Origin of the sequence: Paraburkholderia sp. A1RI_3L (assembly GCF_048957895.1) — a bacterium.
Classification (GTDB): Bacteria; Pseudomonadota; Gammaproteobacteria; order Burkholderiales; family Burkholderiaceae; genus Paraburkholderia; species Paraburkholderia kururiensis.
Window position 1 is genome coordinate 88263 of record NZ_JARCHA010000005.1, and the last position, 15999, is coordinate 104261.

Below are 15999 nucleotides of genomic sequence, written 5' to 3' on the forward strand. Positions count from 1 at the left end.
TTGCGCGCTTCATCCCGCGCATTGCCCGCCCGGTCCGCCGTACACGACATACACGTATTCAGGAAAATCACATGGCTATTGTTGAAGTCAAGGTTCCCCAGCTTTCCGAGTCGGTTTCGGAAGCCACCATGCTGCAGTGGAAGAAGAAGCCGGGCGAAGCCGTTGCCCAGGACGAAATCCTCATCGAGCTCGAAACCGACAAGGTCGTGCTCGAAGTGCCGGCGCCCGCTGCCGGCGTGCTCGCGCAGATCGTCAAGAACGACGGCGACATCGTGGTGGCCGACGAAGTCATCGCGAAGATCGATACCGAAGGCAAGGCAGGCGCCGCAGCGGTGGAAGCCGAAGTGAAGCCGGCACCGGCCGCTACGGCTGCCGCTCCGGCCGCCGCGCAACCCGCGGCGGCTGCCACGGCATCGTCGAGCGCTGTTGCCTCGCCCGCTGCGGCGAAGTTGATGGCCGAGAAGAGCCTCGCCGCAGGCGACGTGGCCGGTACCGGCCGCGACGGCCGCATCACGAAGGGCGACGTGCTTGGCGCGGGCGCGCCGGCCGCCAAGGCGGCACCGGCTGCCGCACCCGCTGCGCCCGCAGCGCGTCAGGCGAAGCCCTCGCTGCCCGACGTCAAGTCGCCGGCATCGGCCGAAACGTGGCTCAACAACCGTCCGGAGCAGCGCGTGCCGATGTCGCGCCTGCGCGCGCGTATTGCGGAGCGTCTGCTCGAGTCGCAGCAAACCAACGCCATCCTGACCACGTTCAACGAGGTCAACATGGCGCCGGTCATGGACCTGCGCAACAAGTACAAGGACAAGTTCGAGAAGGAACACGGCGTGAAGCTCGGCTTCATGTCGTTCTTCGTGAAGGCGGCTGTGCACGCGCTCAAGAAGTTCCCGCTCGTGAACGCGTCGATCGACGGTAACGACATCGTCTATCACGGCTACTTCGACATCGGTATCGCCGTGGGCTCGCCGCGCGGTCTCGTGGTGCCTATCCTGCGCAACGCCGACCAGATGAGTCTTGCCGACATCGAGAAGAAGATTGCCGAGTTTGGCCAGAAGGCGAAGGACGGCAAGCTTTCCATCGAGGAAATGACGGGCGGTACGTTCTCGATCTCGAACGGCGGTGTGTTCGGCTCGATGCTCTCCACTCCGATCATCAACCCGCCGCAGTCCGCCATTCTGGGCGTGCACGCCACCAAGGAACGCGCGGTGGTGGAGAACGGCCAGATCGTGATCCGTCCGATGAACTATCTGGCGCTCTCGTACGACCACCGGATCATCGACGGCCGCGAAGCGGTGCTCTCGCTCGTCGCCATGAAGGATGCGCTGGAAGATCCGGCTCGCCTGCTGCTCGACCTGTAATCGCCTGCATTGACTGCATCGAAGCGCCCGGTGCGCCGCAAGGCGCCGCGGGCGCGTCCATGACGCACCGAACGGACGTGATGGGCGCGCCCCGCGCAAGGCGCTTCATATCGAAAGGATTCTTATGTCCAAGGAATTTGACGTCGTCGTGATCGGTGCCGGTCCCGGCGGCTATATCGCCGCGATTCGCGCCGCCCAGCTCGGCAAGACGGTTGCGTGCATCGAGAAGTGGAAGAACCCCGCCGGCGCGTTGAAGCTCGGCGGTACGTGCCTGAACGTGGGCTGCATTCCGTCGAAGGCGCTGCTTGCGTCGTCGGAAGAATTCGAGAACGCCCAGCATCACCTTGTCGACCACGGCATCAGCGTGTCGGACGTCAAGATCGACGTCACGAAGATGATGGCCCGCAAGGAAGGCATCGTCGAAAAGATGACGAAGGGCATCGAGTTCCTGTTCCGCAAGAACAAGATCACGTGGCTCAAGGGCCACGGCAAGTTCACGGGCCGCACCGACGCTGGCGTGCAGATCGAAGTGAGCGGCGAAGGCGAAACCGAAGTGGTCACGGCGAAGAACGTGATCATCGCCACGGGTTCGAAGGCGCGCCACCTGCCGAACGTGCCGGTGGACAACAAGATCGTGGCCGACAACGAAGGCGCGCTCTCGTTCGAGGCCGTGCCGAAGAAGCTCGCCGTGATCGGCGCGGGCGTGATCGGCCTCGAGCTGGGTTCGGTGTGGCGGCGTCTGGGCGCAGAAGTGACCGTGCTCGAAGCGCTGCCCGAATTCCTCGCGGCTGCCGACCAGGCGCTCGCCAAGGAAGCGGCCAAGCAGTTCAAGAAGCAGGGTCTCGACATTCATCTCAGTGTGAAGATCGGCGAAGTGAAGGCGACGGCCAAGGGCGTCACCATCGCCTACGCGGACAAGGACGGCAACGCGCAGACGCTCGAAGCCGACCGCCTGATCGTCTCGATCGGCCGCGTGCCGAACACGGACAACCTCGGTCTCGAAGCCATCGGCCTCAAGACGAACGAGCGCGGCTTCATCGACGTGGATGCGCACTGCGCGACGTCCGTGCCGAACGTGTACGCGATTGGCGACGTGGTGCGCGGCCCGATGCTCGCGCACAAGGCCGAAGACGAAGGCGTGCTGGTGGCCGAAGTGATCGACGGCCAGAAGCCGCACATCGACTACAACTGCATTCCGTGGGTGATCTACACCGAGCCGGAGATCGCGTGGGTCGGCAAGACGGAGCAGCAGCTGAAGGCCGAAGGCCGCGAGATCAAGACGGGCCAGTTCCCGTTCCTCGCCAACGGCCGCGCGCTCGGCATCAACAAGGCGGACGGTTTCGTCAAGATGATCGCCGACGCGAAGACCGACGAGCTGCTCGGCGTGCACATCATTTCGGCCAACGCGTCGGACCTGATCGCCGAAGCCGTGGTCGCGATGGAGTTCAAGGCGGCGTCCGAAGACATCGGTCGCATCTGCCATCCGCACCCGTCGCTCTCCGAAGTGATGCGCGAAGCGGCGCTCGCCGTCGACAAGCGCGCACTGAACATGTAATGACGCCGGCTGCTTCAAACCGGCTTCAAGCCGGCCGCTTGAAGTCGGCTGCATGAAGCCGGTCTCATAAAGCAGGCTACGAAGGCGGGCAGGGTGCGAATCCCTCCCGCCTTCTTTCTTACCGTTGCACGATGAACGTCACCGAGTACTACGAAAACGAACTGCGGACGCGCGGTTACCAGTCGGACGCCGCCCAGCGTGCCGCCGTGGACCGTCTGCAGCGGTGCTATGAAGAGTGGGTCGCCTACAAGGCGCGCCGCTCGAACGCTTTCAAGAAGCTCATCATCCATCCCGATCTGCCGCGCGGCGTGTACATGTGGGGCGGCGTAGGGCGGGGCAAGAGCTTTCTCATGGACAGCTTCTATGCCGTGGTGCCCGTGCAGCGCAAGACGCGTCTGCATTTTCACGAGTTCATGCGCGAAGTGCACCGCGAACTCGAAGAACTGAAGGGCCAGGCCGATCCGCTCGATGAACTCGCGCGTCGTATCGCGCGGCGCTACCGGCTCATCTGCTTCGACGAATTTCACGTCTCCGACATCGCGGACGCGATGATCCTGTACCGTCTGCTCGACCGGCTCTTCACGAACGGCGTGCAGTTCGTGATGACCTCCAACTACGCGCCCGATACGCTGTACCCCGACGGATTGCATCGCGACCGCATGCTGCCCGCCATCGAGCTCATCAAGGCGAAGCTCGACGTGATCAACGTGGATGCGGGCGTGGACTACCGGCAGCGCACGCTCGCGCAGGTGCAGGTCTACCACACACCGCTCGGTGCGGCGGCAGACCGCGCGTTGCGCCACGCTTACGGCGAACTCGCTGCGGTGCCTGACGAAAGCCCGATCCTGCACATCGAAAAGCGCGAGCTCAAGGCGCTGCGCCGCGCGGACGGCGTCGTATGGTTCGACTTCGCGACGCTATGCGGCGGCCCGCGCTCGCAGAACGACTACCTCGAACTGGCGAGCCGCTTTCATGCTGTGATTCTTTCCGACGTGCCGCAGATGACGCCGCGCATGGCCTCCGAAGCACGCCGCTTCACGTGGCTCATCGACGTGTTCTACGACCACAAGGTGAAGCTCTTGATGTCGGCCGCCGTGAGGGCCGAGGAGCTCTACATCGAAGGCCCGATGGCCAACGAATTTACGCGCACCGTGTCGCGTATCGTGGAGATGCAATCGAAGGAATATCTCGACACGCCGCGCCGGCTTGTCGATACGTCGCTCACCTGAACGCGTGAACTTGCGAGTTCACGCTGAGCGCAGTCAGGCATTACGCGAAGAAGGTTGCGGGCCTTGCACCCGCAACCTTGCGTGACGCGATCCCTTCCAGCTTATTGCTGCCGGACCCACGTCTGCGAGCGCCCGAGTAGCGACACGCCGATATAGCCGCGCACTACCAGTTTCTGCCCACCGTCCTCGAGGTGCATCTTGCACTTGTAGATCTTGCCGTTCTCGGGGTCCAGGATGTGGCCGCCGTCCCACTTGTCACCGTCCTTCTTCAGGTCGTTGAGGATCGTCATACCGAGAATCAGCTGGTTCTTGCGCGAGTCAGTGCATTCGGTGCAGCGGCGGTCGGGCGAATCGGCGGGATTGAGGCCCTTGATCACCTTGCCCGACAGCGTGCCGTCGCCGTCCTGCGTAATCTGCACGAGCGCCTTGGGCTGGCCCGTGTGATCGTCGATGGTTTGCCAGACGCCGACGGGGGTGTCGGTCTGCGCCATGGCGGTGATGGCGCCGGTGAGCAGGACACCTGCAAGCGCGGCCTGCCGGATGGTGTTGAGCGCGACGGAGCGCGCACGTTGGGTCATGCGGATCATTGTCTTCCTCCTGAGTAAGAGTCGTCGCGAATGCCCGCCATGAGAGGTGTTTGAGGGTGCTTCGGGCGGCGGGTTTCGCGCGGCGTCGTATGCATCGACAGGCGACGCCTTGCCTGTTTCCAGCGACCGGTTATCGATCGTTCGATCGCAAACCGAAAGGGCAGGATACGTGAAAGCGCGCCGCGCGTTTGCGAGTAAAACCTCTAGTCGCAGGCACTCGCGGCGCGCATTCAGTTGAGCTGATAAGAGAACGTCGCGTTGATGCGCGGGCTGCGCGAAGCGCTTTCCACGGGCGCGTCGCCCACGGCTTTCGCAACCGAAAGATCGAGGCTGTAGTACTTCGCGTCGGAGATCCGAAAGCCGAATGCAACCGAGGCAAGCCGCGACGGCTGCGGCGTGCCCGCATGCAGGTAGACGCGCGCCGTGTCGAACGACACGTACGGCGTGATCGTGCGCAGATACGTGAAGCCTGGCGTGAACGCGCGATTGATCTCGAACGAAACGGCCCAGCCCGAATCGCCCGATGCCTCGCCCGGTTCATAGCCCTGCGCGAAACGCTGCGCGCCGAACGAGATCTGCTCGGAGGTGGGCAACGTGTCGGGGCTGTACTGTCCCGTTGCGGAAATCGCAGTGCCGATCTTGAACGGCCACTCGTTGGTCTGCGAAAAGCTCGCACCGGTGCGCACGAATTGCAGCGACACGGGGTTCTGCTGCACGAGACCCGGTAGGTTCGTATCGACGGATTTCGACGCGCCCAATATGTCGAACGCCTTCGCCACGTTGATGCTCGCCTTGCGCACCTGGCCCGTCTGCACGCCCGTGTAGTCGGCCTGGAGTTGCAGCACGCGCACCTGCGAGCGCAGCCCGTACTGCGCGCCGTTAAGGGTGTTGTGATAACGGTCTTCGTCGTGCGAGGCGTAGGCGCTCACGGTGCCCACCACGCTGCGTGTATTGCTCAGCAGCAGCGGATACGCAAGCGAGCCGCCCAGCTTTTCGTTGATCACGGTGCGCTCCACATACGACGGCAGCCCCGGATTGTCGACGGGATTGCCGCGATAGTGCGAGGCATCGATCTTCGCGATGAGCCCGTCGCTGCCCACCGGCACCGCACCGTGCGCGGCGATGTAGGTCTGGTGATCGCGGCCCTTGGGCAGCAGCGCGGACACGCTCAACTGCTCGCCGAGCGAAGTGAGCCCGTTCTCCGTGGCCGTGACGAGGCCTTGCACGCCGGGATGATTGAAGTCGATGCCCGTGCTCAGATCGACAGGCTTGCGGTCCACCTTCAATTCGAGCGCCGTGGCGCCATCGGTGTTCTGTGGCGGCGGCACGTTGGCCGCCACCTTCACGCCGGGCAACAGACCCAGCACGTTGATGTAGCGTTCGAAGGTGGCACGGCGCAGCGGCCGGTCGGCGCGGATGTGCTCCGCGATTGCGCGGATCTTGCCTTCCACGTTGCCGGGCTTGCCCGTGACCTTCACCTCGGACACATAGCCTTCCACGACGGTCACGCGCACCACGCCGTTCTCGAACGTCTGCGCGGGCACGAACGCGAACGAGAGCGCATAGCCGCGTTCCTGATAGAGCTTCGTGACGCCGTTGGCTACCTCGATCAGTTCGCCGATCGTGATGTCGTGATTCACGAGCGGCGTGAAGCGCTTCGCCACATCGTCGAATGGAATCGACTTCACGCCTTCCACCTGGAAGCGTGTGGGCGTGAGATGCCGCGCGAGCAGCTCCTGCAATTGCGGCGCCTGCTGCTGAACCTGCACGGTGACGTTGGGCGCCTTCTGTGGTGCATTGATCTGCGGCAGGGCGTCGAGCGGATTGCCGCCGGCAGCGGCGGGGCGGCTCTGCGCGTGGGCGACACTGGTGGCAAGCGCCGTCAGCGCGATCGTCCAGGTCGCGTACCGGTTGCAGGGGTTACAGCGGTTGTATCCGTTATTCATCGGATTGTCCTCGTAGGCCATTGTTGTTGTGCGCGCGTTGTGTGCAACGCTGCTGTTCGATGTGTGCTGCTTGCTGCGTGATCTGTGAAGCGCTAAAGCATTGCGGCGTGCGATGTTGCCGGGCAGCGCGATCGCCAGGACCCTCGCTCGCCTTGATCGCGTGCCGTGCTGGTCCTCGCTCTAGTCGCTCTAGTCGCTCTGGTTGGTCTGGTCGGTCCGCGCGGCGACATAGGCGTCGACGGACGCCGCATTCACGCGGCGCCGTCACGCACGTTCAGCTCATTGCTTGTGCAGAATGCCGCCGAGCGCCGAGAGGCCGCCCGTCGTGGAGCCCGTGCCCGCACTCGAGCCCGCCGCTGTCCCGAGCGTGCCCGTCACCTGACTCACGATTGCCGTGAGCGGCGCGAGCAACTGAGCGCTGCCGCCCGTGCCGCCTGCGCTACCCACGCCACCCAGGGGGCCCGTAACCGCGGAAAGCGGGTTCGATGCGCCGCTCGTCCCGCTGCCGAGCGCCGACGTGAGCCCCGCGAGCGGACTGGCTGCGCCGCCGCCCGTGAGCGACGAGGTCAACGTGGAAAGCGGATTCGATCCCGCCACGGAACCGAGCGGCGCGAGCGGCGTGCCGGTGAGCAGCGACGTCGCCGAGCCGAGCGGGTTCGTGCCGAGCCCGAGGCTTGCGAGCAGGTTCGAGAGGGGCGTGAGCGGGTTGTAGCCGCCGGCGGGCGGACCATTTGCGACCCCCACGTTGGAGCTGCCCACGAGGCTCGTGATGAGGCCCGGAATGGGCGCCGCACCGTTCGGTCCGTTCGGGTTCACGAGACCGCCCGCATTGGTCACCGTGTTGCCGAGCGAGCCCACGAGGCTGCCCACGTCCGCGCCGAGCGGATTCTGGGTCGTGCCGCCCACCGTCGAGCCCGCTTGCTTCAACGCGCCGCCCACCTGCGCGAGCGCGCCCGAGAGCGGGGCACCGAGGCCCGTCGTCACGCCAGCCGTCTGCGTCACATCGCTTACCGTCTGCAAGAGCGGCGTGATCGCCGTGCTCACGGGCTGCGTGATCTGCTGGACCGGCGCCGAGCCCAGGGCATTGCCGAGCGTCGCGCCTCCCGCGTTGACCGCGTTCGCCGTGTTGGCGAGCAGGCCCGCGACGGGCGTCGTGACCGGCGAGAGCGGGGCGAGGTTGCCCGTGCCCACGCCACCCACGGCCGTGGAAAGTCCCTGCACGACGCCGCTCGTTGCGCTGACAACCGAGCCGAGTCCCGCGACCGTGGTGCCCACCGGATTGGCCGTCGACCCCGTCTGGCCGATGCCGTTGCTCACCGCATCGGAGAGCGCGCCCACCACGCCGCCCGTGCTCGATACCGCATTGCCCAGACCCTGCGTGACCTGTGGGCTTACGCCCGGAATCGTCGTGGAAGCGATCGTGCTGCCCAGGTCGCCCGCCGTCTTCGCGACGGTGGTCAGCGCGCCGGATGTGCCGGTTGACGCCGCCGTCGTCTGACCGCCGCTGCCGGACCCGCTGGTGCCGCCGCTCGAAGCCGCGGCCGGCGGCGCGTTGACGCTGCTGCCGCCGCAGGCCGCCACGAGGCAGGCCACGGCAAGCGTGATGGCAGGCACGCGCAGCGATGCGATGACCGCCCGTGCGTGGCCCGACGTGAAGGTTGAGTGGTGGGTCATGGTTGCTCCTCAGTCTCTCTCAGTTTCTTTGGGATGCGGGTGGTCTGCCTCGCGTGATGCCCGTGCTCTCACGCGTCTTCTCTTGCCGTCATTCATCGATGTCGTTTCGCGTCGTCGTTTCGCGTCGTCGCTTCGCGTCGTCGTTTCACGTCGTCGCTTCACATCGTCATTTCGCGTCGTCATTTCTTCGCGATGCCGCCGAGCAGTCCGCCCACGAGCGACGTCACGCCCGAAAGCGGGTTCGACGCGCTGTTGGTGCCGCCGCTCGACGAGCTCAGCGAAATGCCCGGCGTGCCGGACGTGGTCGACGTGGCCGCCGGTGCCGCGCCCGACGTAGCGCTCGTTGCCGCACCGGCAAGCGTCGAAACGATGCCGGTGACCGGGGCGAGCGGATTGCCGCTGCCTGTGCCGCCCGCCGCGCCCGTCAATGCGCCGGTGAGCGTGCTGAGCAGTCCCGTGACGGGAGCGAGCGGGTTGCCGCTGCCCGTGCCGCCGGCCGCGCCGCTCAGCGTCCCGGTGACCGTGCTCACGAGGCCGGTCACAGGTGCGAGCGGACCGCCCGTGCCACCGGCCGCGCCGCTGAGCGCGCCCGTTACCGACGAGAGCACGCCCGTGAGCGGCGCGAGTGGTCCGCTGCCGGTGCCGCCCGTCAATCCACCTGTGGCGCCGCTGAGCCCACCCAGGCCGCCAAGTGCCGTGGTGAGCGGCGCAAGCGGATTGCCACCCGTGCCGCCGGTCACGAGACCGCCCACCGACGCCACGGTCTTGCCGGTGTCGGAGACGACGTTGCCGAGGCTCGCTGCCACCGGATTGCCGCCCGCCGACGACGCGACGAGCGCGCCGCCTTTCTCCAGTCCGCCGCCGAGCGTGCCGAGCAGACCGGCCACGGGCGCCCCGAGGCCCGTCGTCGTGCCAACGGTCTGCGTGGTCGCGGCCACCATCGACGTGATTGGCGTGATGGCGGTGCTGACCTGTTGCGTGATCTGCTGCACGGGGCCTGTGGAGAGGGCGTTGGTGAGCGTGGCGCCGCCGTTCGTCACGGCGCCGCCGAGCGTGTCGATTGCGCCGCCGAGCGGCGACGTCACGGCGCCGAGCGGGGCCAGCGGTCCGCTGCCGAGGCTCGTGACGAGATTACCGGCGCTCGTTACCGCGCCGCCCACGTTGCTCACGGCGCCGCCGACGCTCGCGAGCGTGGTGCCCACGGAATTGCCGCCCGTGCCGAGCTGGCCGAGTCCCTGCGTGACGCCGTTGCCGAGCGTGGAAACCGCCGCGCCCACGTTCTGCACGATGCCGCCCGCAGCCTGGGTGGTCTGCGTGCTTACGCCGGGCAGCGTTTGCGAGCCGATCACGCTGCCGATGCTCGACACCGTCGACCCCACGTCGCTCACGACGTTGCCGGCATTGCCCACCACCTGGCCCGCTGCATTGGCGGTGGGCGTGGTGCCGTTGTTATTGTTGTTGTTATTGTTGTTATCGCCGCCCCCCGGCTTTTGCGTTCCCCCCGAGCCCGTGCCTCCCGTAGAAATCGCTCCGTTGCTGCCGCTCCCCGCGCCACCCCCGGTGCCCGAACTCAACGTTCCCGAGCCGCCGCAAGCAGCCAGAGAAAGAACGACGACTACAGTGGCCGCAATCGTCGTTGTACGCAGTCCGGTCTCTATTGTTTGAATCTGCATTTCGCCCTCGCATGAGCATGTTGTTGGAAGTCTTGCGCGAAGACTCTCTGCAACAGCTATGCCATTTCAGTCGCGAACGCGGCGCCTGATTCGCCACGCAAGACGCAGAGCGAGAACCCGCGCGGCTTTGCGGCTATTGGCGTGATGTCGTGTATCGATCCGATGGGGGTGAAGAAGCGGCGAATTAATGCGTTTTCAATGGCCGCGTAACGTAACGAGCCCGATCCCCCGTTACGCGTGCATGCGTAACGGGGGTTACACGACGCTTGAAACGTGCGTTCAACGGTGAATTAGTGAAACGCGTCTAACGTATGGTTAGCCCTACCTGTTTCGCATCTGGTCTGCCGCTACGCTTCTCTGGCGCTTGAACCGCCGCCTCGACGGTGGGCCGGAAAAAAGAAGTCGCAGGGAAGGGCGAGGCAACAGGCAGACAATAACCAGACCACGGCCAGACCACGGCCAGACAAGACCGCAGCAAAGCGGCACGAAAGCCTTACCCCAAACATTAGGGAAAGGTCGCTGGGAAAAACCGAAAAAAGTCGGAAAAAATTCGGTGGGAAATTGCTTCTTGCCGATTGATCGGTTATAACGCCTGGGAATACGGAGTTTGACGAGGGAGGTGCATTATCGGACCGGATATCCTATCCTCTGTGCGCGGCTGATTTCAGCTGCTAATGTAGCGACGCGCTCCTAGAAGAAGAATCGGCAAACCCGGCTGCAAAGAACAGCCGGGAATGGCCGTCATATGCGCGCGCGTACGAATTTCAATTCGCATACAAAGATCAAACGCAGTTTCGAGGGCTAAAATGAAAAAGTTCGCCGGGCGTTTCCTGAGAGATAACAGGGGTGTAACCGCACTTGAATACGGGCTGATTGCGGGGTTGATTGCATTGCTGATTGTGGGCGGGGTCACGACGATCGGCACCAAGCTTCAAACGGTTTTCACCGATATCGCAAACGCGATTACTACGCCGACAACCGGCTCCTGACGCGTAGCCGTCAAAAGATCCTGATTGAACGCAGCAGCGCAATTCGCGCGGGCCGTCTATTGGCGCGCGTGAAGGGTGCTGTCTGCCGGATCCGACATGAACCCGCTCGTCAGCAGCCTCGTGTTCGCCGCGTGGGCCGCGGTCGTCGCCGTGTGCGACTGCCGCAGCCGGCGTGTGCCGAATGCCCTCGTCGCAGCCGGCCTGATCGCCGCGCTAACGTTCGCGCTCGTCCACGGTAGTCCCTTCGGCATGACGCCTGCGCGCGCGCTGGCAGGCGCCGCGGTGGGGCTCGTGGCGCTGATGCCGTTCTTTGCGCTCGGCGTGATGGGCGCCGCCGACGTCAAGGTCTTCGCCGTGCTGGGCGCCTGGTGCGGGGTCGATGCGCTGCTGGGTCTGTGGGTGGCGGCGAGTCTCGCGGCCGGCGTGCATGCCGTCGTGCTGCTTTTTACGACGCGAGTCGCGATGCGCGGAAGCACGGCTTCATCGGGGCCACACGCGGGGCAGCAAGCATCGTCGGACTTTGTTCCGCGCACGCCGCGCGGAACGCCTTACGCCGCGTGTCTCACGGTGCCTGCCATCGCATGGCTTGCGCTGCGCGCGTTGCACCTGTCGGCGGGAGCGGCCGGATGAACGCGCTGCGGCGTACGGGCTCTATCAAACTGCGCTCGACGCGGACCGCCCACTTGCCTGTTCGTTCCACCGAGGCGAGTTCAGACAGCAGCACGCCGCGTCGCGCGCCCCTCGGCTCGCGCACACACACGCGTCTGCGCGAGCGAGGCAGCACCGCCGTCGAATTCGCGCTGCTGTTTCCCGTGTTCTTCGCCATCGCGTATGCGGTTGTCTCGTACAGCCTCGTGTTCGTCGCGCAGCAGAGCCTCACGCTTGCCTCCGAGGAAGGCGCGCGCGCCGCGTTGCGCTACCAGAAGGCCACCGATATGACCGCGGCGCTCGCGGCCCGCACGAGCGCCGCTTGTCTTGCCGCCACCAACGCCGCGAGCTGGCTCGGCAGCAGCGCCTTGACCTGTTCCCCGCAGGCGCAGAACTGCAGCTACGACAGCACCATGACCTGCGTCCAGGTTCAGCTCTCGTACGACTACAAGAACCATCCGCTCGTCCCCAGCCTGCCGCTCGTCGATTTCAAGATACCGGACGCCATCGTCACGCAGTCCACCGTGCAGCTCAATCCGGAGAACATCCTGTGAGGAACGCCATGCCTGCCATGAACGACCGCTCCCAGAGGAGGCGCGCATGGCCAACCTGACCCGCATCACCGCAGGCGTGCTGCTCGTGCTCGCGCTGCTGCTCGCCGGGTTCGCCTGGATGCTGGCGCGTCGTCCCGCTACGCCGCCGCAGGCCACAGCTGTGACCCATGCGACGTTCCCGGTCGTGGTCGCCACGCAGACGCTCGTCGCCGGCAAGCCGGTTTCTGCCGAGGCGCTGCGCGTGCAGATGCTGCCCATTCATCCGGGCGGCGCGTTCAGCGACCCCACGCTCGTCGCCGGCCGCGTGCCCACCGCGGACATCGCCCCGGATGCTCCGGTGCTCGAAACGCAGCTCTCTTCGGGCATGGCCGACAGCATCGCGCCCGGCCAGCGCGCGGTGGCCGTGCGCGTGGACGAATCGAACGCGGTGGGCAACCGGGTGCGCGCCGGCAACGTGGTGGACGTGTTCTTCACGTTGAAGCGCGACGGCGGCATGGGTGCGGGCGGCGAGATCGGCCGTACCCAGGCGCGCCTCCTGATGTCGAAGGTTCGCGTGCTCGCGTTCGGCAATCCGGCGCAGAACGCGGGGGTCAGTAACACCAGCTTCGGCGCGGACCCGAATGGCGTTGCACGCACCGCGGTGCTCGCGGTGCCCGTGGCCGACGTCGACAAGCTCGCGCTCGCAGAAAGCGCGGGCCGGCTCGTGCTCGCGCTGCGTAATCCGAAGGACGACGAGGTGGCGGACTCGTCCGCGTTCGCGCCTTATGCGGGCGTGGTGAAGACGGTGTCGCGCGAGCCGTTGCAAGCGCGGCGTGTCGCGCTCGACCGCGGCGCGCCAGCGCCGCCGATCGCGCGCCGCGCCGCGCGGGCGCGGCAGCAGCATCGAAGTCGTTCGGGGAGGGCACGCCGAAACGGTGGCGTGGTAGCAGCGGCATCAGGCAGGGGAGGCAGACAGAAGCCCCGTGGGACGCCTTCGCAGATGAAAAGGGCGTCAGTTGAGCAACAGGGAGCGGATGCGGACGCGCACGCGCATGTCCACGACATCCACGACAACATGACAAAACGCATCGTTAAAGTTGCAATGGCACTCTGCCTCGCGGGCATGGCGCTCGCCACGCAGGCGAACGACGCGCGCGCGGCGCCGGCCTCGGGCCTCGCCGCCGCGGGCACGCAGCACCCGACCCTCGATCTCACCGTGGGCGCGCAACAGACGCTCGCAGCCGGTCACGCGCTCACGCGCGTGGCGGTGGGCGATCCATCGGTGGCCGACGTGCTGATCGTGAAGGGTGCGGGCGGCGGCGTGCTGCTCGTCGGCAAGGCTGCGGGCACGACGAGCGTGATGCTCTGGGAGCGCAACCGCGAGGCGCCCGTCACCTACACCGTGAACGTCACGACGAACGCGGCGCGCGCGCTGCTTTCGGACGACACGCCGAGCGTCAAGGTGCTGGGCGGCACGGCGATCATCGGCGGCTCGACACCCACGCTCGAGAAGCACCAGCGCGCCGTGGTGGCGGCCAACGGCTCCATCGGCAAAGACGGCACGGTGTTCGACACGTCGACCATCGCCACGCGCGCCGTCGTGCAGGTGGACGTGCGCGTGGTCGAATTCAGCCGCCAGGTGTTGAAGCAGGTGGGCTTCAACTTCTTCCGCCAGAACAACGGCTTCTCGTTCGGCACGTTTTCTCCGACGTCTTCAACGGCTGTTTCCAACAACCAGCTCTCTGTATTGCAGACGCCGATTTCGTCCGCGTTCAACCTCGTGTTCCAGTCGGCCTCGCACGGCATCTTCTCGGACCTGAGCCTCATGGAGAGCAACAACCTCGCGCGCATTCTCGCCGAGCCCACGCTCGTCGCGCTCTCGGGCCAGAGCGCGAACTTCCTCGCGGGCGGCGAGATTCCGGTGCCGGTGCCGCAGGCGCTCGGCACCACGTCGATCGAATACAAGCCCTATGGCGTGGGCCTCACGCTCACGCCGACCGTGCTTTCGCCGCAGCGCATCGCGCTCAAGGTCGCGCCCGAAGCGAGCCAACTCGATTTCGTGCACGCCGTCACGATCAACGGCATCGCGGTGCCGGCCATCACGACGCGGCGCGCCGACACCACCGTGGAACTGGGCGACGGCGAGAGCTTCGTGATTGGCGGGCTGATCGACCGCGAGACCGCGTCGAACGTGGACAAGGTGCCGGTGCTCGGCGACCTGCCCGTGATCGGCGCGTTCTTCAAGCAGCTCAACTATCAGCAGAACGACAAGGAACTGGTGATCATCGTGACGCCGCATCTCGTTTCGCCGCTCGCAAAAGGCGCGGCCTTGCCCGCGACGCCGGGCGAGCAGGCCGAACAGCGCGATGGTCCCGTGTGGCGCTCGTTCATTGGCGGTGCGTTGTCGCGCGATGCCGCGCCGGGGTTCTCGCGATGAACGCTCCGGCACCACGACGGCTCACGACTCAATGGTCATGGTCGACACCATGGCCCCAGCAACCGATCACGCCGCGCACGACAACCCGGTCGCAGGGAGAAGTCCAACATGAACGCGAGAACGCAGGCTTTGACTGAGCGCGCCGTCGCCGACTATTTCGTGTTCGCGTCGCTGGCCGGCGCGCACGTGGAATGGCTGGCCGACACGCTCGTGGCAGTAGGCGCCGTGGACGCGGTCACGCTCGACCCGACGCTGCTCACGCAGCGCATCGCGGCGCTCAACCCGTCGCTCGTGTTCGTCGATTTTTCGGGCGGCCACGTGGCCGCGGCCAGTGCCGCCGTGGCCGCCGCGCGCGCCGCGTATCCCGGCTTGCAGATCGTCGCGGTGGGCTCGCTTGCCGAACCCGAAAGCGCGCTCGCCGCGCTGCGCGCCGGCGTGCGCGATTTCGTCGATCTGGCCGCGCCGGCCGACGACGCGCGTCGAATCGCGCGCCAGGTGCTCGACAACCTCGTGGAGCCCGTGAGTCGCCACGGCCGGCTCGCGGTGCTGCTTGGCGCGCGCATCGGCATGGGCGTGAGCACGCTCGCCGCGAACCTCGCCGTCACGCTGGCACGACGCGACGCGGCGCTCGGCCGCCAGGCGGCGCTGCTCGATCTCGGCCTGCCCGCGGGCGACGGCACCTTGCTGCTCAATACGCGCAGCGAATTCCATTTCGTCGAGGCCGTGCGCAACGTGCGCCGCTTCGATCAGACCTTCGTGCACACGGCGCTGTCGCGCCACACGAGCGGCCTTGCGCTCACCACGCTGCCGCCGAACCTCGCGGAGATGCGCGAGGTCTCGTACGCGTCGTCGCTCGCGTTGCTCGCGCGGCTGCGCGCGTTTTTCGACCAGCAGATCGTGGATCTGGGCGGCTTCACCAACAGCGAGTTCATCGCGCAGGTCGTGCAGGCCGCCGACGAAACCTGGCTCGTATGCGACCAGGGCGTGGCGTCGATCGTCTCGGCGGTGGGCGTGCTCGATGCGTTGCGCGCCGAGGACGTGGATACGAGCGGTGTGCGGCTCGTCGTGAACCGCTTCGAGCCGCAACTCGATCTCACCGCCGCGCAGATCGCAGAGCGTCTCGACGTGGAGCTGCTTGCCGTGTTGCCCGAGCGGCGCGTGGCGCTTGGGCAGGCGGCGAACCGCGGCCAGCTGCTGGCCGACGCGGCGCCGCGCGACCCGTACGTGCGCGCGCTTGAACCGCTGATCGAACGGCTGGGCGGGCCTGCGGCGAGCGCGGGGCTGCCGGCCCGCGCCACGCGCGCATACCCGGCACTCGCGGCGCTTGCGGCGCTGCGGCGTCTTCTTCCAACCCCAACGAAGCGGTCATAGAC

At 66.3% G+C, this 15999-nt stretch carries 12 protein-coding genes and 1 pseudogene; 9 read left to right on the top strand and 4 right to left on the bottom strand.

What is annotated here, in order from left to right; genetic code table 11:
* The first annotated feature begins 71 nt into the window (after nt 1-71).
* The 3 genes from odhB to zapE all read left to right on the top strand — a co-directional run bounded on the left by odhB (nt 72) and on the right by zapE (nt 4139).
* Nucleotides 72-1355: a 2-oxoglutarate dehydrogenase complex dihydrolipoyllysine-residue succinyltransferase gene (odhB, locus tag PXJ20_RS15720; RefSeq protein ID WP_421029439.1), complete on the top strand. Its 1284-nt coding sequence runs from the start codon at nt 72-74 to the stop codon at nt 1353-1355.
* 124 nt (nt 1356-1479) lie between these two features.
* Nucleotides 1480-2910 (top strand): dihydrolipoyl dehydrogenase, encoded by a 1431-nt coding sequence (lpdA, locus tag PXJ20_RS15725; protein WP_199539875.1) that lies wholly within the window; start codon nt 1480-1482, stop codon nt 2908-2910.
* Nucleotides 2911-3041: 131 nt separating this feature from the next.
* Entirely contained in the window at nt 3042-4139 is a 1098-nt protein-coding gene (zapE, locus tag PXJ20_RS15730; protein WP_017776557.1) for a cell division protein ZapE, read from the top strand.
* 101 nt (nt 4140-4240) lie between these two features.
* Here the strand turns inward: zapE and PXJ20_RS15735 are convergent, their stop codons facing one another.
* The 4 genes from PXJ20_RS15735 to PXJ20_RS15750 all read right to left on the bottom strand — a co-directional run bounded on the left by PXJ20_RS15735 (nt 4241) and on the right by PXJ20_RS15750 (nt 10019).
* Nucleotides 4241-4726 carry a DUF2147 domain-containing protein gene (locus PXJ20_RS15735; protein ID WP_421029438.1) on the bottom strand — a complete coding sequence of 162 codons (486 nt, stop codon included), beginning with the start codon at nt 4724-4726 and terminating at the stop codon, nt 4241-4243.
* Nucleotides 4727-4956: 230 nt separating this feature from the next.
* Entirely contained in the window at nt 4957-6672 is a 1716-nt protein-coding gene (locus tag PXJ20_RS15740) for a ShlB/FhaC/HecB family hemolysin secretion/activation protein (protein ID WP_421029437.1), read from the bottom strand.
* Nucleotides 6673-6951: 279 nt separating this feature from the next.
* Entirely contained in the window at nt 6952-8346 is a 1395-nt protein-coding gene (locus PXJ20_RS15745; RefSeq protein ID WP_421029436.1) for a collagen-like triple helix repeat-containing protein, read from the bottom strand.
* Nucleotides 8347-8525: 179 nt separating this feature from the next.
* Entirely contained in the window at nt 8526-10019 is a 1494-nt protein-coding gene (locus tag PXJ20_RS15750) for a collagen-like triple helix repeat-containing protein (RefSeq protein WP_413212014.1), read from the bottom strand.
* 806 nt (nt 10020-10825) lie between these two features.
* Here PXJ20_RS15750 and PXJ20_RS15755 point away from each other — a divergent pair.
* From PXJ20_RS15755 to PXJ20_RS15780, 6 genes and pseudogenes are all read left to right on the top strand, one after another.
* Nucleotides 10826-11008: a Flp family type IVb pilin gene (locus PXJ20_RS15755; protein WP_017776562.1), complete on the top strand. Its 183-nt coding sequence runs from the start codon at nt 10826-10828 to the stop codon at nt 11006-11008.
* A gap of 96 nt (nt 11009-11104) precedes the next feature.
* Nucleotides 11105-11638, top strand: a complete 534-nt coding sequence (locus PXJ20_RS15760) for an A24 family peptidase (protein ID WP_421029435.1) — start codon at nt 11105-11107, stop codon at nt 11636-11638.
* Nucleotides 11635-12210: a TadE/TadG family type IV pilus assembly protein gene (locus PXJ20_RS15765; RefSeq protein ID WP_421029434.1), complete on the top strand. Its 576-nt coding sequence runs from the start codon at nt 11635-11637 to the stop codon at nt 12208-12210. Before PXJ20_RS15760 ends, PXJ20_RS15765 begins: the two co-directional genes overlap by 4 nt.
* 118 nt (nt 12211-12328) lie before the next feature.
* Nucleotides 12329-12967, top strand: a pseudogene (cpaB, locus tag PXJ20_RS15770) (Flp pilus assembly protein CpaB); the annotation flags it as partial.
* Between the two features lie 297 nt (nt 12968-13264).
* Complete coding sequence (locus PXJ20_RS15775; RefSeq protein ID WP_421029433.1) at nt 13265-14626, top strand: type II and III secretion system protein family protein; 1362 nt, start codon at nt 13265-13267, stop codon at nt 14624-14626.
* Between the two features lie 108 nt (nt 14627-14734).
* Nucleotides 14735-15997, top strand: coding sequence for a fimbrial protein (locus PXJ20_RS15780; protein ID WP_017776566.1), 1263 nt, complete (start codon nt 14735-14737; stop codon nt 15995-15997).
* The last annotated feature ends 2 nt before the right edge of the window (nt 15998-15999 follow it).